Source organism: Saccharothrix sp. 6-C (assembly GCF_016695385.1).
In the GTDB taxonomy this organism is placed as follows: domain Bacteria; phylum Actinomycetota; class Actinomycetes; order Mycobacteriales; family Pseudonocardiaceae; genus Actinosynnema; species Actinosynnema texasense.
In genome coordinates this window covers 5,809,992-5,830,364 of the sequence record NZ_CP064192.1, presented here as the reverse complement: position 1 = coordinate 5,830,364, position 20,373 = coordinate 5,809,992, and the positions used below count along the sequence as shown (strand labels likewise).

At 73.8% G+C, this 20,373-nt stretch carries 18 protein-coding genes and 1 pseudogene; 8 read left to right on the top strand and 11 right to left on the bottom strand.

Going from position 1 to position 20,373, the window contains the following annotated elements:
• Positions 1-38: 38 nt before the first annotated feature.
• The 4 genes from IOD16_RS24240 to IOD16_RS24225 all read left to right on the top strand — a co-directional run bounded on the left by IOD16_RS24240 (position 39) and on the right by IOD16_RS24225 (position 5,091).
• On the top strand, positions 39-2,939 hold the full coding sequence (locus IOD16_RS24240; RefSeq protein WP_201436286.1) for an alpha/beta hydrolase: 2,901 nt from the start codon (positions 39-41) through the stop codon (positions 2,937-2,939).
• Between the two features lie 145 nt (positions 2,940-3,084).
• The gene (locus tag IOD16_RS24235; RefSeq protein WP_170185301.1) at positions 3,085-3,258 is read left to right on the top strand and encodes a hypothetical protein; all 174 of its coding nucleotides are present in this window, start codon (positions 3,085-3,087) and stop codon (positions 3,256-3,258) included.
• A gap of 126 nt (positions 3,259-3,384) precedes the next feature.
• The gene (locus IOD16_RS24230; protein ID WP_236594334.1) at positions 3,385-4,188 is read left to right on the top strand and encodes a 2OG-Fe(II) oxygenase; all 804 of its coding nucleotides are present in this window, start codon (positions 3,385-3,387) and stop codon (positions 4,186-4,188) included.
• A 63-nt stretch (positions 4,189-4,251) separates the two neighbouring features.
• On the top strand, positions 4,252-5,091 hold the full coding sequence (locus IOD16_RS24225) for a PhzF family phenazine biosynthesis protein (protein WP_201436284.1): 840 nt from the start codon (positions 4,252-4,254) through the stop codon (positions 5,089-5,091).
• Positions 5,092-5,151: 60 nt separating this feature from the next.
• On the opposite strand, the gene IOD16_RS24220 is transcribed toward IOD16_RS24225, so the two are convergent.
• Positions 5,152-5,616 carry a RidA family protein gene (locus IOD16_RS24220; RefSeq protein WP_201436283.1) on the bottom strand — a complete coding sequence of 155 codons (465 nt, stop codon included), beginning with the start codon at positions 5,614-5,616 and terminating at the stop codon, positions 5,152-5,154.
• A gap of 227 nt (positions 5,617-5,843) precedes the next feature.
• Here IOD16_RS24220 and IOD16_RS24215 point away from each other — a divergent pair, with 227 nt between their 5' ends.
• Positions 5,844-6,377, top strand: coding sequence for a hypothetical protein (locus tag IOD16_RS24215; protein ID WP_236594333.1), 534 nt, complete (start codon positions 5,844-5,846; stop codon positions 6,375-6,377).
• 16 nt (positions 6,378-6,393) lie between these two features.
• On the opposite strand, the gene IOD16_RS24210 is transcribed toward IOD16_RS24215, so the two are convergent.
• Positions 6,394-7,977, bottom strand: a complete 1,584-nt coding sequence (locus IOD16_RS24210; RefSeq protein WP_201436281.1) for a lipase family protein — start codon at positions 7,975-7,977, stop codon at positions 6,394-6,396.
• Positions 7,978-8,330: 353 nt separating this feature from the next.
• Between IOD16_RS24210 and IOD16_RS24205 the strand changes: the two genes are divergently transcribed.
• Complete coding sequence (locus IOD16_RS24205) at positions 8,331-9,089, top strand: GAF and ANTAR domain-containing protein (protein ID WP_236594332.1); 759 nt, start codon at positions 8,331-8,333, stop codon at positions 9,087-9,089.
• A 13-nt stretch (positions 9,090-9,102) separates the two neighbouring features.
• Here IOD16_RS24205 and IOD16_RS24200 read toward each other — a convergent pair whose 3' ends face one another.
• The 3 genes from IOD16_RS24200 to IOD16_RS24190 all read right to left on the bottom strand — a co-directional run bounded on the left by IOD16_RS24200 (position 9,103) and on the right by IOD16_RS24190 (position 11,242).
• Positions 9,103-9,795 (bottom strand): GAF and ANTAR domain-containing protein, encoded by a 693-nt coding sequence (locus IOD16_RS24200; protein WP_236594331.1) that lies wholly within the window; start codon positions 9,793-9,795, stop codon positions 9,103-9,105.
• 176 nt (positions 9,796-9,971) lie between these two features.
• Entirely contained in the window at positions 9,972-10,373 is a 402-nt protein-coding gene (locus IOD16_RS24195) for an STAS domain-containing protein (protein WP_201436280.1), read from the bottom strand.
• A gap of 185 nt (positions 10,374-10,558) precedes the next feature.
• Entirely contained in the window at positions 10,559-11,242 is a 684-nt protein-coding gene (locus IOD16_RS24190; protein ID WP_201436279.1) for a response regulator transcription factor, read from the bottom strand.
• A gap of 121 nt (positions 11,243-11,363) precedes the next feature.
• Between IOD16_RS24190 and IOD16_RS24185 the strand changes: the two genes are divergently transcribed.
• On the top strand, positions 11,364-12,551 hold the full coding sequence (locus tag IOD16_RS24185) for a PucR family transcriptional regulator (protein WP_201436278.1): 1,188 nt from the start codon (positions 11,364-11,366) through the stop codon (positions 12,549-12,551).
• Positions 12,552-12,646: 95 nt separating this feature from the next.
• Here the strand turns inward: IOD16_RS24185 and IOD16_RS24180 are convergent, their stop codons facing one another.
• The 3 genes from IOD16_RS24180 to IOD16_RS24170 form a co-directional block, all read right to left on the bottom strand.
• Complete coding sequence (locus IOD16_RS24180; RefSeq protein ID WP_201436277.1) at positions 12,647-12,820, bottom strand: hypothetical protein; 174 nt, start codon at positions 12,818-12,820, stop codon at positions 12,647-12,649.
• 289 nt (positions 12,821-13,109) lie between these two features.
• Positions 13,110-15,167, bottom strand: coding sequence for an NACHT domain-containing protein (locus IOD16_RS24175; protein WP_201436276.1), 2,058 nt, complete (start codon positions 15,165-15,167; stop codon positions 13,110-13,112).
• 129 nt (positions 15,168-15,296) lie between these two features.
• A complete protein-coding gene (locus IOD16_RS24170; RefSeq protein ID WP_442978057.1) occupies positions 15,297-16,280 on the bottom strand; it encodes a methyltransferase in 984 nt (327 codons plus the stop codon).
• A 187-nt stretch (positions 16,281-16,467) separates the two neighbouring features.
• On the opposite strand from IOD16_RS24170, the gene IOD16_RS24165 reads away from it, so the two are divergent.
• Entirely contained in the window at positions 16,468-17,997 is a 1,530-nt protein-coding gene (locus tag IOD16_RS24165; protein ID WP_201436275.1) for an MFS transporter, read from the top strand.
• A gap of 57 nt (positions 17,998-18,054) precedes the next feature.
• On the opposite strand, the gene IOD16_RS24160 is transcribed toward IOD16_RS24165, so the two are convergent.
• The 3 genes and pseudogenes from IOD16_RS24160 to IOD16_RS24150 form a co-directional block, all read right to left on the bottom strand.
• Positions 18,055-18,873, bottom strand: coding sequence for a lipase family protein (locus IOD16_RS24160; RefSeq protein ID WP_201436274.1), 819 nt, complete (start codon positions 18,871-18,873; stop codon positions 18,055-18,057).
• A 140-nt stretch (positions 18,874-19,013) separates the two neighbouring features.
• Positions 19,014-19,387, bottom strand: a pseudogene (locus IOD16_RS24155) (DUF1348 family protein).
• A gap of 10 nt (positions 19,388-19,397) precedes the next feature.
• Positions 19,398-20,342, bottom strand: coding sequence for a pyridoxamine 5'-phosphate oxidase family protein (locus IOD16_RS24150; RefSeq protein WP_201436273.1), 945 nt, complete (start codon positions 20,340-20,342; stop codon positions 19,398-19,400).
• Positions 20,343-20,373: the final 31 nt, after the last annotated feature.

The window sequence follows — 20,373 nt, the reverse complement described above, 5'->3', positions numbered from 1 at the left end:
CTGGGTATTTGCGCGGAGTTCAGTCATTCGGAGGGCCCATGGCACGGTCCGAACCGGTCGACGCGGTATTCGTGCACGGGCTGTTCTCCGCCGGCCGCACCTGGGACCGGTTCGCGCACCTGGTCGCGACCGACCCGGACTTCTCCGGTCGGGTGCGCACCCACCTATTCGAGTACCCCTCGCCGAGATTCAGCTTCCGGCCGGACCGGCGCATCGCGACCGCGGACGACATCGCCGACCGCCTCGGCACCTACCTGCGGCACGAGCTGGGGGAGTCGTCGTCGATCCTGCTGGTCACCCACAGCCAGGGCGGGCTGATCACCCAGCGGTTCCTGGCCAGGACGCTGTGGCGCGGCGAGGGCGAGTCGCTGGCCAGGATCAAGCAGGTCGTCATGTTCGCCTGTCCCAACGACGGTTCCGAGTTCTTCCTCGGCATCCGCAAGTGGTGGTACCCCAACAACCCGCAAGAGGCGCAACTGCGGCCGTTCGACACCGCGATCGTGGAGACCCAGCGGACGTTGTTCCGCGCCGTCGTCAACGCCACGGGCGTCAGCGAGTCGACCTGTCGGATACCGATCGCGGCCTACGGGGGGCTGCAGGACCGGATCGTCCCGCCGAGGTCCAGCGCCTGGCTCTTCCACAACAGCGGCATGGTGGACGGCGACCACTTCTCGATCATCCAGCCGGAGGACTCGGCGTCCTCGTCCTACCGCGTGCTGAGAGGGCACGTGCTCGACGTGCTGAACCAGGGCGGCGCGCCGTCCGTCGCGACCTCCGAGACCGTGGTCGAGAAGCCGGACGCGGGCCGACCGGCCGTCTCGGTCACGCCGCGGCTCGACGGCCTGCCCAAGCTGTACGGGCGCAGCAAGCTCGTCGCGTCCATCGTCTACGACCGGCAGTCGAAGGTGCACGTGCTGGGCGGCATCGGCGGTTCCGGGAAGAGCCGGATCGCGCTCGAGGTCGCCGCGCGCGCCAAGAAGGCCGGACACCGGGTCTGGTGGATCGAGGTGCCCCGGATCAACCTCTCCATGCGCGAGGTGGCGAACCAGCTCGGCGCGCCGCGCGACGAGGCGGAGACCGCCTGGTACGCGGGCCCGCGCAGCGCGGCCGACCTGCTGTGGCGCCTGCTCGACGCGACCGGCGAGCCGTGGCTGCTCGTCTTCGACAACGCCGACGACCCCCAACTGCTCGACCCCACGACCAAGCAGGTGTCCGACGGCACGGGGTGGTTGCGCAAACCCGCCTCACCGCACGGCCGGGTCCTGGTCACCAGCCGTGACCGCAGTCGGGCCACTTGGGGCGACTGGGCGACCGTGCACGCGGTGCCGCCGCTGGACCCCGACGACGGCGCCTCCATGCTGACCGAACGGGTGCCCGACGGCGGCACCTCCCAGGAGGCCCGGGACCTCGCCGTGGCGCTGGGAGGCCTGCCGCTGGCGCTGCACGCCGCCGCCCAGTACCTCAACGCGGTGATCCGCGACCACGCCGGTTCCGGCCCTCCCTCGATCACCGGCTTCCGCAGCTACCGCGCCGCGTTCGAGCTGCGCCTCAAGGACACCGGCGGGTCCGACAGCGAGTCGCTGGGCCTGGGGATCGTCGCCGAGGTGTTCATCCTGTCGCTCGACCTGCTGGCCGCGCGCCGCCAGCCCTGGGCCGCCTCGCTGCTCAAGCTGCTCGCGTGCTTCCAGATCGCGCCGATCCCGTACCACATGCTGTTCACCAGCCTCTCGCTGACCGAAACGCCGCTGCTGACCGATTTCGAGGCCACCTCGGACCAGGACTACCTGCCCGCGCTGGACGCGTTGGCCGACCTCGGCCTCGTGGAACTGCAGCGCGTCGCCGGGGTGGCCGACCCCGACCTCGGACGGATGCTCACCCTGCACCCGCTGGTGCACAGCGTCATGCGACAGGACCAGGACGTCCTGGAGCGCCGCGACGACTACTACGGCCTCGACATCGAGATGCTGCTGGCCGCCACGGCCGTCCACGACCCGGACCAGCCCGAGTCGTGGACGGTGTGGAACAAGGTCATCACCCACTCCGTGGAGCTGACGAAGGCGTACCTGCTCGGTGGTCCGCCGCCGACCGACCGCCGGCTCGTCGCCGCGGCCCTGCGGCTCGCCAAGTCGAGCACCCGCTACCTGATCGCCACCGGCATCCTCAACCCCGGCTCGGACCTGGTCGAGTCGCTGATCGCGAACTGCGGGCGGTTCAGGTTCGACCAGGACGACCCGGAGATCCTCGGGCTGCGGCACGAGCGCGGCCGGATCGCCCTGGAGCGCGACCAACCGCTGGCCGCCGAGGAGGAGCTGGCCAAGGTGGTCGCGGCGCGGCAGCGCGTGCTCGGCGACGACGACCCCGACACGCTGGCGAGCATGCACAAGCACGCCAAGGCGATCGCCGAACAGGGGCGCTGGGCCGAGGCGGAGCCCTTGCTGCGCCGGATCGTGGACGCGGAGCAGACGGTCCGGGGTCCCGAGCACTCGGACATGATGGTCGTCAAGCACAGCCTCGCGCGGACGGTCCTCGCGCTCAAGCGCGCTCCGGAGGCCGAGCGGATGCTCCGCGACATCCTGGAGGTCCGGCTGCGCCTGTGGTCGGGGCGGCACCCGGAGACCCTGTCGGTCCGCCGGACGTTGGCGAACAGCCTGCTCGCCCAAGGCGAGCTGGGCCGGGCGGAAGCGGAGCTCGCCGACGCGCTGCGCGTCGTCGCGGACGACCGGCACGCGCGCGAGGCGTTGGCGCTGCGTTATTCCCTGTGCCTTGTGCGCGTCAGTCTCGGCACGGTCGAAGAAAAGGACCTCGCGATCCTGGTGGACGATCAGGCAAAGGCTTACGGGTCGCAGCACCCCGTCACGAACCGCACGCGCCGACTGCTTGCCCGTCTCCGTCGGGAGTTGCGTCCGTCCGCCCGATCGGATGATGCCTCACTAGAGTGAATGTAACGCCGCGTTCGCCATCCACGATTAGAACTGGTGTAGTTTGCGGCAGGTCCGGGGAGCCTGCCGGCGGAACCGGGTTCCGCCGCAGACCAGTGGTCCGACGATGAACGCTTGCCGATGCAAACGCTGCGAGAGGTGCCTCATGATCTTCGCCAAGGACGACGGGGATGACAATCGGCCGCCTTCGGGTTATTCGGCCGGGTCGTCCGGAATGGTCAGGCGAGATCAGCTCGACCTAGCCCGCAAAATTGCGCTCGAGACGCTGGAGGAAGATCAGCGGGCGCTCGAGGTGGAAGCCCGTTCCGTCTTCCGCTGACGGTCTGTTCGCCGTTCGGTCGGCCGGGTTCGGCAAACGATACGACCAAAAGGCGGGCGATTACCGCGAGCACGTGGCGATATGCTCGAGGCGCGCCATTCCGACTCGTGGGAACGGGTGATGACGGTGAGCCCAGTCGACCTGCACGACCCCCACTTCTTCGCCGTGACCACACCTGTTCTCCGCCGTGCGCAGATCGCGGATCTCGCCGCCGGCCGGTGCGCCGCCATCCGGGTGCCGGACTTCGTGCCGGCCGCCCTGTGCGACGAGGTGCTCGACGCGTTGGTCGGGGCCGAGTTCGACTCGTACGGCGAGGAACGCGTCTACCCGCAGGTCATGCGGTTCGGGGTGGGCGTGAGCGACCACCGCGAGGACGGGCGCGTCGCCGACGGCTACTGGGACGCGGTGGAATCGTCGCGCAAGGCGTGGGCGGCCCTCGACCTGTCGTTCGACCCCTTCGAACTGTGCCGTGCGCGCCTGGGCGAGCACTGGCCCGGAGCGGTCGCGGTCGGCACGCGTGACGGCAAGGAGATGGGCGCGGGTGTCGCCCGTGAACCCAATGGCGGTTTCCAGGTCCACTACGACGACGCGTCGCGCGAGTTCTCCGGCACCCTGCTCGACGCCCACCTGATCGCCCAGTTCGCCTTCAACCTGTACTTGAGCGTGCCCGAGTCCGGCGGTGAGACGGTGGTGTGGCGGCACCGCTGGAGCCCGGCCGACGAGCAGTTCAGGCTGCCCGGCTCCTACGGCTTCGGCGAGGCGGTCGTCGGGTCCGCCGAATCGTTCGAACTGGCGCCCTCGCCGGGAGAGGCGCTGTTGTTCGACCCGCGCAACTTCCACGCGGTGCGGCCCAGTCGGGGCGGCCGGCGGATCGCGCTCGGGTTTTCGCTGGGGCTCACCGACACCGGCGAAATACTCGTCTGGGGCTGATCCGGCCGTGGTGGACAGGTGGTCTCTTTGACCTCCTTTCGGTGCTCTGGCTAGCATGCCGGAATGGAAATCCTGAGATATTCCGCTTTCAGTGCCGCCCCTGGCGGCGGGAATCCGGCCGGTGTGGTGCTCGACGCGACCGGTCTCGCGGAGTCGGAGATGCTGGCCGCGGCCGCGGAAATCGGTTACTCGGAGACCGCGTTCGTCGTCCCCGCGGGCGACCGGGTGCTGGACATCCGCTATTTCAGCCCATTGGTCGAGGTGCCGTTCTGCGGTCACGCGACCATCGCCACAGCGGTCGCGTACGCGCAACGGCACGGCGTCGGACCGTTGGACCTGCGGACCAAGGCCGGCCCGGTGTCCGTGTCGACCACGAGCGCCGCCGACGGCGCCGTCGTGGCCACGTTGGTGAGCGTGCCGCCACGCGTCGAGCCGATCGGGGACGACGACCTCGCGACCTTGTTGCGGGCTCTGCGGTGGTCCGTGGACGACCTCGACCCCGCCCTGCCGCCCCGCGCGGCGTACGCGGGCGCGTGGCACCCGGTCATCGCGGCGGCCGACCGGGAGCGGCTGGCCCGGCTGGACTACGACATGCCCGCCTTGGCCGAGTTGATGGCCCGCCGCGACTGGGCCACGGTCGACCTGGTCTGGCGGGAGTCGCCGACCGTGTTCCACTCGCGCAACCCGTTCCCGCCGGGCGGTGTGGTGGAGGACCCGGCCACCGGGGCGGCGGCTGCGGCGTTCGGCGGCTACCTGCGCGAGCTGGGGCTGATGCCGACGCCGGGCGAGATCGTCGTGCACCAGGGCCACGACATGGGGCGGCCGAGCCGGATCGACGTGTCCGTCCCGGCGGGGGCGGGGAGCGGTATCGCCGTGACCGGGTCCGCCGTCCTGCTGCCGTGACCGACGGCCGTCCCGGCGGGTGGGGAGGACATCAGCCGTCCGCGCCCGCCGCGTCCGGCCTCACCCCGCGATCTCGACCACGACCTCGACCTCGACCGGGGCTCCCAGCGGCAGCTCGGCCACACCGACGGCGCTGCGGGCGTGCCGGCCTGCGTCGCCGAGCAATTCCCCGAACAGCTCACTGGCCCCGTTCACGACGGTGGCCTGCCCGGTGAACCCCGGGGCCGACGCGACGAACCCGACGACCTTCACCACCCGGACGAGCCGGTCCAGGCCGACCACCGAGTCGACCGCCGCCAACGCCGCCAATGCGCACTGCCGGCAGAGTTCTTTTGCTCGTTCGGGTGAAATATCGGCGCCGACTTTGCCGATGGTGGTGACCTCGCCGTCCACCATCGGCACCTGTCCCGAGACGAACACGAGGGTGCCGCTCCGGACCGCCGGCAGATAAGCGCCTTTCGGCGGGCTCACCGGAGGCAATGCGAGACCGAGTTCGGACAGGGCTGAGCGCACGTCGACAGTCATGGCATTCCCTGAAGTCGGAAGGGATGGGACAGGAGAGTACACCCGCGTTGTTCCGATCGAATTCCCCGAAAAGTGCGGGAACGCGCTTGGCGGTCCGCTTCACGGCTCCGGGCGGTGGCGGGTGCCGGGCCGGGTGGACCGGTCGCAACCGCCGGGCCCGCCGGCACGTCACAGTGACCGTGAAGACGCTGCCGCCCGCGAGGCGATCGACCGCGAGAAGCCAGGACGTGCCGGGTGCGGGCCGGGGCGCGCCACCGGTGGTGCTGCTTGTCGCGGCGCTCGCGCTGGTGACGGGCTGCTCGGCGACGGTGACCGGCTCCGGCGCGGGGGTGCCGACGACCGCGGCCGGGGCGGAGTCCACTTCCGGGCCCACTTCCGGGCCCACTTCCGGGCCCACGTCCGGGCCGACCTCCGACTCGACCCCGGAGCCGACGTCCGAACCCGACCCGGAGCCCGACCCCGTGCCGGTGCCGACGATCGACGAGGGCGCGCCCGCCCGGTACTGCGACGACCCGTTCCCCGGCGCGCTGGGCAAGCCGATGCTGGCCGTCGTCGTGGAGACCCCGTCGGGCCGGCTGACGTGCGACCGGGCCGCCGCGGTGCTGGTCGACTACTACGCCCAGCGCCGCGACCCGACCCCCGGGCTCGCGCCGCTGGTGGTCGGCTCGATGACCTGCAACCAGGTCCCGGAGCCGGCGCTGCCGCAGGTCGTGTGCGCGGACGGGGACGACGTCGTCTACTCGATGTGGCCGCAGACCTGACCCCGGGCCGGCGGGGTCAGAACCGGCCGAACAGCCACCGGCCGGGTTTGTCCGGCGTCGGGTCCAGGCAGAACTCCCTGGTGGCGCGGATGATCTCGGCCGCCTCGACGGTGCCGCGCCGATCGGTGTCGAGCCGCTCGAACAGGGCGCGGGCGTCGGGGTCGGGCAGGCCGCACCGGGTGGTCAGGGTCAGGAACTCGTCGCGTTCCAGGACGCCCGTGCCGTTGGTGTCGACCAGCGCCAGCACGGCCGCCGCCAGCGGGCCTAGCGTCCGGTCGAACGCGGTGTGCGTGGCGCGGGCCGCCCAGGCGAGGAACTCGGCCTTGCCGACGCGGCCGTCGTCGTCGGTGTCGGACTCGGCGGCCAGCGCGCGCCACAGGCCCCGGTAGCCGAGGCGGACGGCCATCGCGGCGGCCGAGCGGGGCGGGTGGCCGAACGACTGGACCAGCCGTAGCGCGAAGACCTCGTAGTCGTCGCGCCGCAGGTAGCCGTCGCCGGTCGCGTCCAGCAGGTCGAAGCGGGCGGCGGGCGCGGGCGGGGCGTGGGTGTGGCCGGTGACCGCGGTCGCCCAGTCCGTCGCGTCGGGGTGCGCGGCGGCGAGGATCGTGCCGTGGTCGGCGTCCGGGTAGGTGGTCAGGTGGACCGCGCTGCCCGCGGTGGCGAGGTCGTCGGCGAAGTCGTGGACCACGGCCGGCGGCACGATCTCGTCGAGCCCGGCCGCGGCGAGGAAGACCGGGCGGTCCAGGCGGGTGACCGGGACGCGGCACTCGTCGAGCACCCGGGCCACGTCGACGTGGCGGGTCAGGTCGGTCAGGCCGGTCTCGCCGTTGGTGACCGCCCTGGTGGCGCGGAACATCTCGACCAGGGACACGCGTTCGGCCAGGTCGACCAGGCCCGCGCCGCGCTCGGTGAGGAAACCCGCGGCGAAGCCCGGGTGCCGGGTGCGCATGCCCGCCAGGACGATCGGCACGAACGCGCACACGGCGCCGGACGCGTCGCTGGTGCGGGTGGCGATGACCCGCGCCAGGTGCACGGGCGGCGCGAGCGCGACCGTGCCGAGGAAGTCCAGCTCCGGCGCGTACCCCGTGGCGACCAGGGCGGTGAACAGGGCGGCGTGGCCGCCCTGCGAGAAGCCCGCGACGAGCCACCGGCGGTCCAGCGGGTGGTCGAGCCGCCGGGCCGCGCGGACGATGTCGATCACGTCGTCGGCGACCGCCTCGCCGTTGAGGTACGGGTGCGGGCCGGGGGTGGCGAGGCCTTCGTAGTCGGTCGCGGTGACGGAGTACCCGGCCCGCAGCCAGGTGGCGATGTGCGCGCGTTCCAGCCGGAGCAGGCCGGTGCGCGACGGCGCGGTGCGGTCGGCCAGGCCCGTGGTGCCGTGGGCGTAGCTGACCACCGGCCAGCCGTCGGCGGGCGGGGCGCCCTCGGGGATGAACACCGACCCGGTGACCAGGCGGCCCCGGCCGTCGTGCCCGACGCCTTGGTAGAACACGCGGTACGCGGCCTCGGCGTGGTCCGGGTGGAACCGGCGCGCGAGCGGGTCGGCGCGGATCAGCGCGCCCGGCGCTCTGGTGGGCCCGGGCCCGGTGGGTGCGGTCATCTCACCCGAACGGTAGCGCCTTTCGACGTACCGATCGGGTGAACACCGTCGGTGTCGACGCGCGATGCGCCTCCCGGGCGTCGACGCCGCGCCGGACGCCCGCGCGGAGCCGGAGGCGTGCCTGTTCCCGGTCGTTCGGCCCGACTTCCGGATGATCCGCCCCGGCGTGGTCGGCGACGCCGGCCCGGCAAGGCCGGGGCGAACCCCGGTCGGGTGCGTCGCCGGTCCGCTCCCGAACCGCGTCACGCCTTCGTGCGGCACGTGTGACGGCGCCGCGAAGTGGGCACGATAAGGGCGACGGGTCGTGGTGGCGGCCGCGGGCCACAGCGTTGGCCGGCACCGACGGGAGGCGGATGGCGATGGGCGGCGGGCAGCGGGTTGTGGCGGACGACCACCTCGCCGAAGGGCTGGTCCGGCGGCTGGACGAGGTCACCGGCGCGTTGGAGGGGCTGTCCGGGCTCCTGGAGCAGGAGGAGGACCTGGCGGTCGTCCTCGACCGGATCTGCAGACAGGTGGCGCACGCGATCCCGGGCGCGGACCTGGTCAGCGTCACGCTGCTGACCGACGGCGACCCGGTGACCGGCGCGGCGACCGACCAGGCGGCGCTGGACGTGGACCACGCGCAGTACCGGGCCGCCGAGGGGCCGTGCCTGGAAGCCGCCCGGACCGGGCAGGTCGTGCGCGCCCTGCCGGCCGAGCTGCCGGGCCGGTGGCCGTCGTTCGGCGAGCTGGTGGCGGGGCTCGACGTCGCCGGGTACCTGTCGGCGCCGTTCCGCGTCGAGGGCGCGCCCGGTTCGCTCAACCTCTACAGCCGACGGCCGGACGGGTTCCGGGCGCTCGACGCGGCGCTGCTGGAGCTGTACACCACGGCCGCGGAGACGGTGCTGCGCGGCGCCCGCCGCCACCTGCGCGATCGCGGGCAGGCGGTGCAACTGCGGCAGGCGTTGACCTCGCGGGCGGTCATCGACCAGGCGAAGGGCATCGTCATGGCGGTGCACCGGGTGTCCGCGGACAAGGCGTTCGACATGCTGGTCGACCGCTCGCAGCGGGCGAACGTCAAGCTCCGCGACTACGCCGAGCAGTTCATCGAGGAGATCCTGGCGGACGGCTGACGGACCCCGCCGGTCAGTCGGCGAGCCGGTCCGGTGAGGCGCCGCGTGCCAGCACGTCGCCGGCGACCTCCCGCACGGAGCGGTCGGTGGCGAACGCGCGCGCCCGCAGCCTGGCGAACGCGTCGTCGAGGCTGATCCGCAGCTGCGCGGCCACCATCCCGGTCGCCACGTCGACGTCCTGGTAGGACACGACCCGGCGCAGGTCGTCCTCCTCGAAGCGCTCGACGTGCCGCAGCAGGGCCAGCGTCACCACGTCGGCCAGCACCGAGGCGTCGGCCACCGCGTCGGCGCGCAGCGCGCCCGAGCGCCGTCGGTAGAGGTCCAGGGTGCCCAGCCGGACGTCGCCGACCCGCAACGGGAACGCGAACACCGCCCCCACCCCGACCACCGCGCCCGCCTCGGCGAACCCGGGCCACCGCAGCCGGTCGGCGTGCACGTCCGCGACGAGCACCGGTCCGCCCCCGGCGAACGCCTCCACCGCGGGCCCTTCACCGAGGGTGTACTGGATCTCCTCCAGCCCGGCCGACCACGGGTCGCTGGTGCCCAGCATCTCCTGCGCCCGCGACGAGCCGCGCAACGTCAACGCCGCGCCGTCCACGCCCGCCACCGCGCGCACGGACACCGCGCACACCGCCCGAGCCCAGTCGCCCCGACTGGGCTGCGCCGCGCACTCCGCGACCATCCGCGTCACCAGGTCCCTGTCCACACCCGTCCTCGTCGTCACCGGTGAGGTGCGCCACGGGCCCCGACCGCGGACACCACCTGCGGCCGGCTCTTCTCCCGGGGACGTCGGACAGCGCGCGGACGCGCCGCGGCGGTCGTGCGACGCCTGCCGGGTCGTGCCCGGCGACGGTCGTCCGCTCGACGCCGCGGTCCGGCGGACTACCGGTTCGCCGCCTGCCGGGAAGGCACGCCGGCGCGCAGCGCGGCGAGCGCGTCGCGCAGGGTGGGGTGCACGTCGACCGTCTCGTTCACCAGGGTGATCTCCAGCGGGCGCAGCACGGTGCGCCGGTCGGTCGCCACCGCCAGCGGCACGTCCAGGCGTTCCGCGCGCAGGGCCGCCTCCACCACCAGCTGGATGCCTGCCGAGCCGAAGAAGTCGACCTCGGCGAGGTCGAGGACGAGGCCGTCGGGGCGTCGATCCAGCTGTCTCAGGATCGTCGCCCGGATGGGTTGCTCGCAGGACATGTCGATCTCACCGGTCACCGCGACCACGGTGATGCCTGCGTGGTCGGTGATGCGGGTGGCTGTGGCGGGTGTCGTCTCGGTGCAGGTTTCGCTCACTGAGCACTCCTCGGTTGGTACCAGAACCAACACAACCGAGCTTCTGCTCAACCCGATTCGTCGCTCCCCGTAGTGGCAGCTGTACACCACAACCATACGACCCCCGTGAGGCATTCACAACCGCTCACCAGCGCAGATCGGTCCGTGAGGAGGACCACTCACGAGGTGGCCGGCGAATCCCCACGTCAGGAGTCCGCGTCGAGCCGGTACCCCGCGCCGCGCACGGTCAGCACGAGGGCGGGGTCGTCGGGGTTGGCCTCCACCTTGCGGCGCAGCCGGCGGATGTGCACGTCGAGCAGCCGGGTGTCGCCGAAGTAGTCGTAGCCCCAGACGCGTTGCAGGAGCTGTTCGCGGGTGACGATCCGGCCGCCCGCCGAGGCCAGCTCGACCAGCAGCCGGAACTCGGTCCGGGTGAGGTGCACCTCGGCGCCGTCCCGGTGGACCGTGCCGACGTCGGGGCGGATCTCCAGCTGCCCGACCTGGAGCACCTCGTCCTGCCGACCCCCGCCGCGCCGTCGCAGCAGGGCGCGGATGCGCGCGGCGAGGACGCTGGCGACCAGCGGTTTGGTGACGTAGTCGTCGGCGCCCGCCTCGAGCCCGGCGATGACGTCGGCGGCGTCGGCGCGGGCGGTCACGATGATGATCGGCAGGTCGCCGCGCGCACGCAGGGTGCGGCAGACCTCCAGGCCGTCCACGCCGGGCAGCATCAGGTCCAGCAGCACCACGTCCGGCTCCGCCGCGGCGAGCAGGCCGAGCGCCTCCTCGCCGGACACCGCGTCGGTGACGGCGAAGCCCTCGTCCGCGAGGGCCAGGCCGAGGGCCTGCCTGATGTGCTCGTCGTCCTCGACCAGCAGCACTGAGAAATCCATGACACCGCGATCCTGCCCCACGTCACCGGCACCTGCCCGGATTCGCAAGCTGAACGCAAGGTTCACCCCGCGCGGGGGCCGCGTCGACGGCGACGTCCCGGTGGTTGTCAGACTCCTGCGCATGGCGAGAACCAGGCGGGCGATCCGCACGCCCGAGCAGGGGGTCGACCCGTTGGCCGGGATCGCGGACCTGGCCGGCCGCGACGCGCACGGCGTGCCCGCCGACCTCCTCGAGGGCTACCTGGAGGAGCTGGACGAGGTCAGCACGACGAGGCGGCAGCTGCGGCCGGAGCAGCTCCGGGCCCGCCGGGAGGTCGGCGCCCGCGCGGCGGAGCGCGGCGTCACCCTGCACGGGGTGATCGACCTGCACCTGAGCGCCACCTGGCTGGCGTGGCGGTCGCTGGCCGGTGTGCGGTCGGCGACCGACGCCGACGACGTCCGCGCCGCGGGCGAGGCGGTGTTCAAAGCCGCCGACGCGGCCGCCACCGCGCTCGCGGAGGGCTACGAGGAAGCGCAGCGCTGGTCCGTGCGCCAGGAGGAGTCGTTCCGCCGCGAGTTCGTCGACGACCTGCTCGACGGGCGCAACCTCGGGCAGCTGGCCGAACGGGCGGAGCGGTTCGGCCTGCGGCTGGCCGGCAGCAACGTCGTGGCGGCCGTCCGCTCGGCGCGCCCGGTGGTCGACGGCGGCGAGGTGGCCCGGGCCGTGGAGACGGCGCTGGCCCTGCGCGTCGACTCGCGCGGCGTGCTGGTCACCACCAAGGAGGGCCTGCTCGTCTGCGTCGCGCCCGAGACGATGGCGGAGGTGCCGGACGAGTTCGCGCGCCAGGTGGCCGCCGTCCTGGGGCCGGGCGCCGACTGGCGGGTCGGCCTGGGCCGCGCCCACTCCGGCCCCGGCGGCGTGCTCCGCTCGTTCGAGCAGGCCACGCACGCCCTGGACATCGCCGAACGGCTGCACCTGCCCGGACACCTGCACCGGGCCGCCGACCTGCTGGTCTACCGGGTGCTGCTGCGCGACAGCGCCGCGTTGGCCGACCTCGTGTCGGTCGTCCTGCAACCCCTCCGCAGCGCCCGGGGCGGCGCCGGGCCGCTGCTGGAGACGCTGTCGTCCTACTTCGCCAACGGCCAGGTGACGGCGGCCTGCGCACGGGAGCTGCACCTCGGGGTCCGCACGGTGACCTACCGCCTGCAACGCGTCGCGGAACTCACCGGGTACACCGTGGACGACCCGACCCAGGCGTTGTCGCTCCAGGTCGCGGTGCTGGGCGCGAAGCTGCTCGACTGGCCGTCGTCCGACGACCGGGCGCCCTGACGGCCGACCCGGGCGGACCGTCGGCGGTCGACCGGCGCGTCCGTGCGGCGGCACCCGTCGCGCCGCCCGCCGAAGAGCACGGTGTCGCTTCGCGGTCAGGCCGCCGGCTGGAAGCCCTTGCCCGGGTGCCCGTTCCCGGCCGGGGCGCCGGTGACGTCGCCGCGCGGGAACCGGGGGCGGGCGCGAGCTGCGCTGCCGTCCGACGTGGCGGCGGTGTTCGCCGACGCGACCCGTGAGGCGCTCGACAACGTCCGCCGGCACGCGGGCACGACGCGGGCCTCCGTCCGGCTCGGCGCACCGCGCCTCCGCGGGGTGGGTGCGGCTCGCGGTCGGGCAGCCGGACACGCGGGTGGCCGTGCACGGGGGCGTGCGCGCCGGCAGCCCCCGCGGGCACCACCTCGGCCCCGGGTGGCCCGCAGGCTCGGCGTGGCGGTGCACGTTGCGGGCGGTGACGTCGCCAAGCTCTCAATTCAGGCGAAGAACAAGTCGTCCGCTACCACCGTCGTCCACTCGGTCGTGTGCTCCGACCAGACCGAGGGCGCGAAGGCCCACCGGACCTCATGCGGACCCGGCCAGGTGGCGTCGGAGGCTGGCGTGCCGGAACTGGTAGACCGCGCCGGTCTGCCGGAGCACGCCGCGTCGGTGCGCGTCGTCGAGGAACCGCATCAGCCGCCACGGGAGCTTGCCGCGCAACGCCCACCAGGCCAGTGAGGCCGCGTACAGCACCGAGGCGTTGTCGACCACGGAACCGAGTCCGGTGCCGACCCCGAAGCTCAGCGCCGCGAACAGGATCGGGGTGTCGACGGACTTGCCGCTCACGACGACGGTGACCACCACGAGCAGTTGGAACGCCATGACCCAGGCGAGCAGCCGCACGGCGGTCGACGCGACGTCACCTCGCAGGGACCTGTCCGGTCGGGGCACGCTGAACCTGTCCGGTGGGGCGGTCAGCCAGGCGCCGAGCCCCAAGGCCACGGCCACTGTCACGCCGAGCGCGAGAGGCAGCACCACCAGCTCCCGTCCGTCGCGCATCCCGTACAGGAGCACCGCCGCGGCCGCGGCGGCGGCCGTGAGCACCAGGCTGAGCGCCATCCTGGCCATGATCGCCTTGCCACGCCCGTGCAGGCGCAGCCCGGTCCGGTGCGGTGGGCGGTTCACCGACAGGGCGATGCCGACCAGCAGGGCGAGCGACACCCCGGCCGCCGCGATCGTGCCGGGGGAGCCGGGGTAGCGGTAGACGATGAAGAAGACCGCCACGCCGAGCACCACGGGTGCGAGGAGCACGTGACGCCACGGCGCCCGGCGCCGCACCGTGCCGATCAGCCAGGTGAACGCGACACCCAGCGCGAAGCCGACCGCGAGGGCGGAGTGCTCACTGGCCGCCGCCCGGAAGAACAGGCCGGTGATGGCGGTCGTCAGGACCAGGCGGGGCCGGGGCAGCCGCCACCAGGCGATGTCGCCGCCCGCGTTCCCGGCGGCGTGGCGGGCCAGGAAGCCGAGCCAGCGGCGGGCGCGGTCGGCCGGGTAGCGACCGGTGTTCGAGGGCAGGGGCGCGAGCCTCGGCGACGGGGGCGGCGGGTCGCCGTAGACCGCGGTCACCAGCGAGTCGAGCAGGTGCCGTTCCAGGGCGGCGGGGTCGGCGAACCGGCGCCGGTCGACCAGTTCCGCGGGGTCGCGGTCGGGGCGGCCGTAGACGGCGCGGGCGAGGTTGAGCGTCAACGGCGTGGACAGCGACCGCGCGAGCACCGGGTCCCGGTTCGCGCGCAGGGTGTCGAGCACCGGCGCCCAGCGGCGGACGACCCGCGGCAACGAGGCGGCGAGGAACTCGATCGCGTCGTCGGCGGCGACCGGCTCGAGCTCGACCACCGCGGCGGGCAGCCCCACGCCGCCGGTGCGCACCGCGTCCTCGTACTCGTCACCGCGGCAGGTCAGGACCAGCGGCCTGCCGGGGCCGAACGCGCGGCGCACACCCTCCAGCGCCGGCGCGAGCAGGTCCGGCGGCAGCTCGTCCAGCCCGTCGAGCAGCGGCAGCAGGCGCTGCCCGGCCACCAGGCGGCGGGCCGCGTGCCGCCCGTAGGCGGCACGGTCGCGCAACGCCGGGTAGTCGGTCTCCAGCCGGCGGATGATCCAGTCCTCGAGGTGTTCGTTGTGCGGGTTCCACGAGGAGACGGACAGCAGCACCGGCACGGGTTCGCCGGGCGCGCGGCGTTCGAGCAGGGCCAAGGCGAGCAGCAGCGCGGTCGCGGACTTGCCCGCGCCGGGCGCGCCGAGGACCACCAACTGCCGGTCGGCGAGCGAGGCGGACAGCCGCTCCAGGTCGTCCAGGTCGCCGCCCGTGATCGCCGCCGCGTCCGGGTAGGAGACCGGTCGGTGGGTGGGCGCCCAGCGCAGGCGCAACGGCGCCGGCCGCCGCAGCGCGCGCACCTCCGCTTCGGCTTCCCACTGCCGGCGCACCACGGCCGCCAGGAGGTCGGCGGCGTCGTCCAGCACCGGCCGCGCCCGCGGGGTGATCAGGTCGCCGTTGATCACGCCGGCCTGGACGACGGTCTCCGCCTGCCCGTCGAACCCGTTGTGCACGACCCGTCGCCCGAGTCGATCACGCCGAGGAACGCCCATGCCGCCCCCTCGCGGTCCACCCTCTGACGGATGGTACCGGGATGATCACTGTGCGTTAACGGAAAAGCGTGAACTCGCGCTGAAGTGACGCCGGCGAGTTCCGGTCGGTGATGAGGTGCCCGGTGTCGCCTACCCGGCCGTGAGCCGGAATTCCAGCAGGCAGCGGTGGTCGGTCAGGACGACGACGTCGTCCAGGGCCAAGCCGTGCGACGCGCCCAGCGCGCGGAACTCGTCGAGGCGCCGCTCCCGGCCGCCGAAGATCACGAGCATGTCCAGGTCGCTGGCGCTGCTCGCCCGCAGCCCGCCGACCCCTTCGACGACGAGCACGCGGCCGCCGGGGTGGACGGCCTCGACGCACCGGCCCAGGATGCGGTCGGCGTGCTCGTCGTCCCAGTTGTGCAGGACGTCGAACAGCACGCAGGCGTCCGCGCCGGACGGGAGCGGGTCGAAGAAGCTGCCCGCGGTCGCCTCGGCCCGGCCTTCGAGACCGTGGGCGGCGAAGACGCGGCGGGCCTCGGCGGCGGTCGCCGGGAGGTCGACCAGGTGGCCGCGGGTGCCGGGGTGGGCGAGCAGGATCGCGGCGAGCAGGCCGCCCTGGCCGCCGCCCACGTCCAGGACGGTGGCGAACCGGGACCAGTCGAAGGCGGCGGCGATCGTCGGGATGTGCGCGCGGAACCGGCGCGTCATCTGGCGGTCGAACGACTCGCGCAGGCGCGGGTGCTCGTCCAGGTCCGCGTAGAAGTCCTGCCCGTACCGGCGCGGGTAGGCGGCCCGGCCGGTGCGGACGCTGTGCGCGAGTTCGACGTACGCCAGCTCCGCGCGCCCGCCCGCCGCGTCCAGGCCGAGGAGGTCGGCCAGGCCGTTGCCGGCGTCGGCGCGGAGGTGCGCGCCGTACTCGGTCGTCCGGTAGCCGGCGGGGGTGCGTTCGACCACCCCCAGCTCCGCGAGGTGGGCCAGCAGGAGCCCGAGCGCGACCGGGTCGACGTCGAGCTCGACCGCGAGGTCGTCGGTGGGGGGACCGTCGCCGAGCAGCCGGTCCGGCAACCCCAGGGTCACCGCGACCCGGAGCGCCATCGGGGTGGCCAACCCGGCCAGGGCGCGGAGCGCGCTCACGTCATCCTCAGGTCGTCCCACCGGAGTCACTATCGCAGGGACGCGCGGGTCGGACCACCGGTCAGGCCGGTCGCCCCACCGCTCGAAGGAAGTCCTCGGAGAAACCTCCGGCCGCGCTGTCGATCCGGGCCGTCGCCGTTCGACTCAAGGGTGACAGGACACCACCGAGACGACGGGGGAGACGGCGATGAGGGCAGGACGACGCGAGTGGTGGGGGCTGGCGGTGCTGGCGCTGCCGACGCTGCTGCTGTCGCTGGACATGAGCGTGCTGCACCTGGCGGTGCCGCACCTGGCCGCCGACCTGCGCCCGAGCGGCACCCAGCTGCTGTGGATCATCGACGTCTACGGCTTCATGATCGCCGGGTTCCTGGTCACGATGGGCACCCTGGGCGACCGGATCGGTCGGCGGAAGCTGCTGATGGCGGGCGGCGCGGCGTTCGGCGCGGCGTCGGTCTTGGCGGCGTTCAGCACCAGCCCGGAGGCGCTCATCGCGGCGCGGGCCGTGCTCGGGATCGCCGGCGCGACGCTGATGCCGTCCACGTTGGCGCTGATCAGCAACATGTTCCGGGACCCGCGGCAGCGCGGTACCGCGATCGCGGTGTGGATGAGCTGCTTCATGGGCGGCATGGTGGTCGGGCCGGTGGTCGGCGGCGTGCTGCTGGAGCACTTCCGGTGGGGCTCGGTGTTCCTGATGGCCGTGCCGGTCATGGTCCTGCTGCTGGTCGTCGCGCCGAAGCTGCTGCCCGAGTACCGCGACACCGCCGCCGGGCGGCTCGACCCGGCCAGCGTGGTGCTGTCGCTCGGCGCGATCCTGCCGGTCGTCTACGCCCTCAAGGAGACGGCCAAGGACGGCGTGTCGGTCCTGAACGCGGTCGTGCTCGCCGCCGGCGTCGCGGTGGGCGTGGTGTTCGTCCGCCGTCAGCGCGGCCTGGCGGACCCGGTGCTGGACCTGCGGCTGTTCCGGGTGCGGGCGTTCAGCGCGGCGGTGGGCGTCATGCTGGTCGGCGCGCTCACCATGGGCGGCGTCTTCCTGCTGGTCAGCCAGTACCTGCAGCTGGTCGCCGGGCTGAGCGCGGTGCAGGCCGGGCTCTGGCTGGTGCCGCAGGCCGGCGCGGTGGTCGTCGGGTCGCTCATCGCGCCGCGGCTGGCGCGGCGGTTCCGGCCGGAGTTCGTCCTCGGGTTCGGGATGCTGGTCGCGGCGGGCGGGATCGTGCTGTTCACCCGGGCCACCGGCGACGGCGGGGTGGCGTTCGTGGTGGCGGGCATGGCGATCGCGGGCTTCGGGATGGGCCCGCAGGGCGTGCTGTGCACCGAGATGGTGGTGAGCTCGGTGCCGCCGCGCAAGGCCGGCGCCGCCTCGGCGATGTCGGAGACCAGCGGCGAGTTCGGCATCGCCATGGGGATCGCGGTGTTCGGCAGCGTCGGCACGGCCGTCTACCGCGACCACGTGGTCCTTCCCCCGGAGGTGCCCGCCGAGACCGCGGCCCTCGCGACGGACAGCATGGCCGGCGCCGTGCAGGCGGCGGGCGCCCTCCCCGCCCCGTTGGCGGCCGACGTGCTCGCCACCGCGCGGGACGCCTTCGCGGCCGGGCTGCACACCGTCGCCGTCATCGGCGCCTCGGTGGTCGTGGTGTTCGCGGTGGTCGGGATGACCGCGCTGCGCCGGACCCGCCCCGCGGACGACGCCGAGCGGGTGCCGGCTCCGGCGACCAGCTGACCGCTCAGCCCGGGGCGCGCCAGCGTCGGCGATCCCCTACCAGTACCGGACGGGGGCTCAGGGGAGGTTCTTCTCCAGGGCGGCCACGTAGGCCTTCATGAGGTGGTCCCGCACCCCGTCGGCGGCGGGGGCGAAGGGGTCGGCGGTCATCCCCTTGCCGCGGTCGAGGAGGTTGCCCACCACGGACGTGGAGGTGCGGACCCTGCCGGAGGAGTCGATGTGGCGCAGTGCCGCGACGTGGCGGAACACCGGCTCGGGCGGGACCTGCGCGACGACGTCGTTGTTGTTGACCACCCGGAACGTCCGCCCGGACAGCGCCCGGTCGTAGGCGTCGGCCAGGGCGTGGTTGCACGTCCGGGGCTGCCCGAAGGTGTAGACGCCCCGCGCGGACAGCGCGGGCTCCTCGAAGTGCAGCCACGCGGCGGCCAGCATGGCCAGGCCGCCGCCGAGGCTGTGCCCGGTGAACCACACCGTCTGCTCGTCGTCCCGCAGCTCCTCGACGGCCGCGAGCACGGACGGGAACACCGCGCGCAACGCCTCGGCGAAGCCGTAGTGGACCAGGCCGGTGTTCGCCGGTCCCGGCCACGGCGGGGTGGTCGTGTCGGACAGCCAGTCCCGCAACCGCGCCGGTTCCGTGCCCCGGAACGCGGTGACGATCATCGTGGGGCTCGCCATCGTGTACGCCTGGGTGTCGCTGATCGCGAATGGCGGCTCGAACGTCGAGTGGTGGTGCCGCACCCGGTCGAAGCCCCACCCCGCGGCGGTGGCCTCGACCTCGTCCCGGTCCCGGTAGGCCAGCTCGGCGGCTTTCGCCATGCAGTACGCCTGGCGGGCGTCGTACCCGGTGGCCCGGTGGTTCAGCGTCGGTGCGGACATCGCCCATCCCTCACGGAGACAACACGTCGACGGCGGCTCCGGTCCTCGCCGCACCACTCGTGCCTACCTCCGCCGCCGACCACCGCGCCACCCGGCGCGACGCCGTTCACCCCACCGTGCCGCCCTGTCACCCGCCGACGTCAGGCGAGCGGGAGGTCGTGGCCGGGACCTCGCTCGTGCTCGGGCCGAGGGCCGAAGTGGCGGCGGTCGGCCTCGTCGATGCGCAGGTCGTCGATGCTCGCCTCGCGGCGGCGCACCAGGCCGTCGTCGGCGAACTCCCACAGCTCGTTGCCGTAGGAGCGGAACCACTGTCCCGCCGCTTGGCGGTGAGGAAGTCGACGATCTCGTCGCGGCCGGTGACGAAGGCGTCGCGGTCGCGCCAGGCGGAGTCCGGCGTGTACGCGAGGGCGACGCGGTGCGGGTCGCGGGTGTTCCAGGCGTCCTCGGCGGCTTGGACCCCGGTCAGGGCGGCGTCGAGGTCGAACGGCGGGAACGGCGGACGTGCGGCGGTCACGGGCTGTCCTTCACGGTGCGGTGAGCGGCGGGTTGTCGGGCGCCGGCGCCGCGGGGCCGGCCCGCAGCGGCAGCAGGTGGCCGGCGCGCACCTGCCGGGGGGTGAAGTGGACGCGGCGGCCGGTGCGGCCGTCGTCACCGGGGACGCCGGGGGCGGTCCACTCCACCTCGGCCCGGCCGGACAGGTGCAGGGTGCGGCCGGTGGCGAAGTCGGAGAACAGCAGCGCGGCGTCGGGATCGGCCCGGAGGTTGCCCAGGGTGGTGAACATGTTGTTGCCCGGGTAGTCGGGGAACCACAGCTTCCCGTCCTCGACGCGGACGAACCCGGGAGCCCCGCCGCGGTGCGAGGCGTCGTTGCCGCGGGTCGGGTGGGTGGTGCCGAGCAGGAAGGTGTCGGACCGGCGGATCAGGTCGACGTCCTCCGGCGCGAGGTCCGTCCCGCGGCGGACCGGCGCGGCGCCGGGGGCGGTGACGGGCGCGCCGCGCAGGCGCCGGGCCTGGATGTACTGCGGGCAGTTGCCGAACGCCTGCTCGACGTCGACGCGCAGCCCGCGGGGCCCGGCGTCGGACAGCGTGCCGTTGACGCGCAGGCGCCGGCGCAGGGCGAACTCGATCGCGATCAGCCCCACCGGCTGGTCGGCCGGCAGGTCGCGGAGCGGGTCGCCCTCGGCCGGGCGGGTCCGCACGGCGAGGGTGGTCGGGGAGTCGGTGTGGAGGAACCCCGGCGGGCCGGTGAGCGGGGAGAGCCACAGGGTGCCGTCGGCGTCGCGCGCGGTGAGGGCGGCGAAGGTCCGTTCCGCCAGGAACCGGGCCGCGCCGAGGCCCAGCCGGCCGGGGGCCGCCATCCCGGAGAGCCGCGCGGCGGCCGCGGAGACGCCCGCCAGGCGCTGCACGGCCAGCTCGCCCTCGTGGAAGCCGGTGGTGTCGGTGCGTTCGGCGTGGGTGGGACCGGTCATGCGGCAACGCTCCTTCGGCACCCATTCTGAC

Excerpts from the sequence above, each read along its gene's own strand:
- IOD16_RS24240 (WP_201436286.1), top strand. The coding sequence starts at position 39 with ATGGCACGGTCCGAACCGGTCGACGCGGTATTCGTGCACGGGCTGTTC.
- IOD16_RS24235 (WP_170185301.1), top strand. The coding sequence starts at position 3,085 with ATGATCTTCGCCAAGGACGACGGGGATGACAATCGGCCGCCTTCGGGT.
- IOD16_RS24225 (WP_201436284.1), top strand. The coding sequence starts at position 4,252 with ATGGAAATCCTGAGATATTCCGCTTTCAGTGCCGCCCCTGGCGGCGGG.
- IOD16_RS24220 (WP_201436283.1), bottom strand. The coding sequence starts at position 5,616 with ATGACTGTCGACGTGCGCTCAGCCCTGTCCGAACTCGGTCTCGCATTG.
- IOD16_RS24210 (WP_201436281.1), bottom strand. The coding sequence starts at position 7,977 with ATGACCGCACCCACCGGGCCCGGGCCCACCAGAGCGCCGGGCGCGCTG.
- IOD16_RS24205 (WP_236594332.1), top strand. The coding sequence starts at position 8,331 with ATGGCGATGGGCGGCGGGCAGCGGGTTGTGGCGGACGACCACCTCGCC.
- IOD16_RS24190 (WP_201436279.1), bottom strand. The coding sequence starts at position 11,242 with ATGGATTTCTCAGTGCTGCTGGTCGAGGACGACGAGCACATCAGGCAG.
- IOD16_RS24185 (WP_201436278.1), top strand. The coding sequence starts at position 11,364 with ATGGCGAGAACCAGGCGGGCGATCCGCACGCCCGAGCAGGGGGTCGAC.
- IOD16_RS24175 (WP_201436276.1), bottom strand. The coding sequence starts at position 15,167 with ATGGGCGTTCCTCGGCGTGATCGACTCGGGCGACGGGTCGTGCACAAC.
- IOD16_RS24165 (WP_201436275.1), top strand. The coding sequence starts at position 16,468 with ATGAGGGCAGGACGACGCGAGTGGTGGGGGCTGGCGGTGCTGGCGCTG.
- IOD16_RS24160 (WP_201436274.1), bottom strand. The coding sequence starts at position 18,873 with ATGTCCGCACCGACGCTGAACCACCGGGCCACCGGGTACGACGCCCGC.
- IOD16_RS24150 (WP_201436273.1), bottom strand. The coding sequence starts at position 20,342 with ATGACCGGTCCCACCCACGCCGAACGCACCGACACCACCGGCTTCCAC.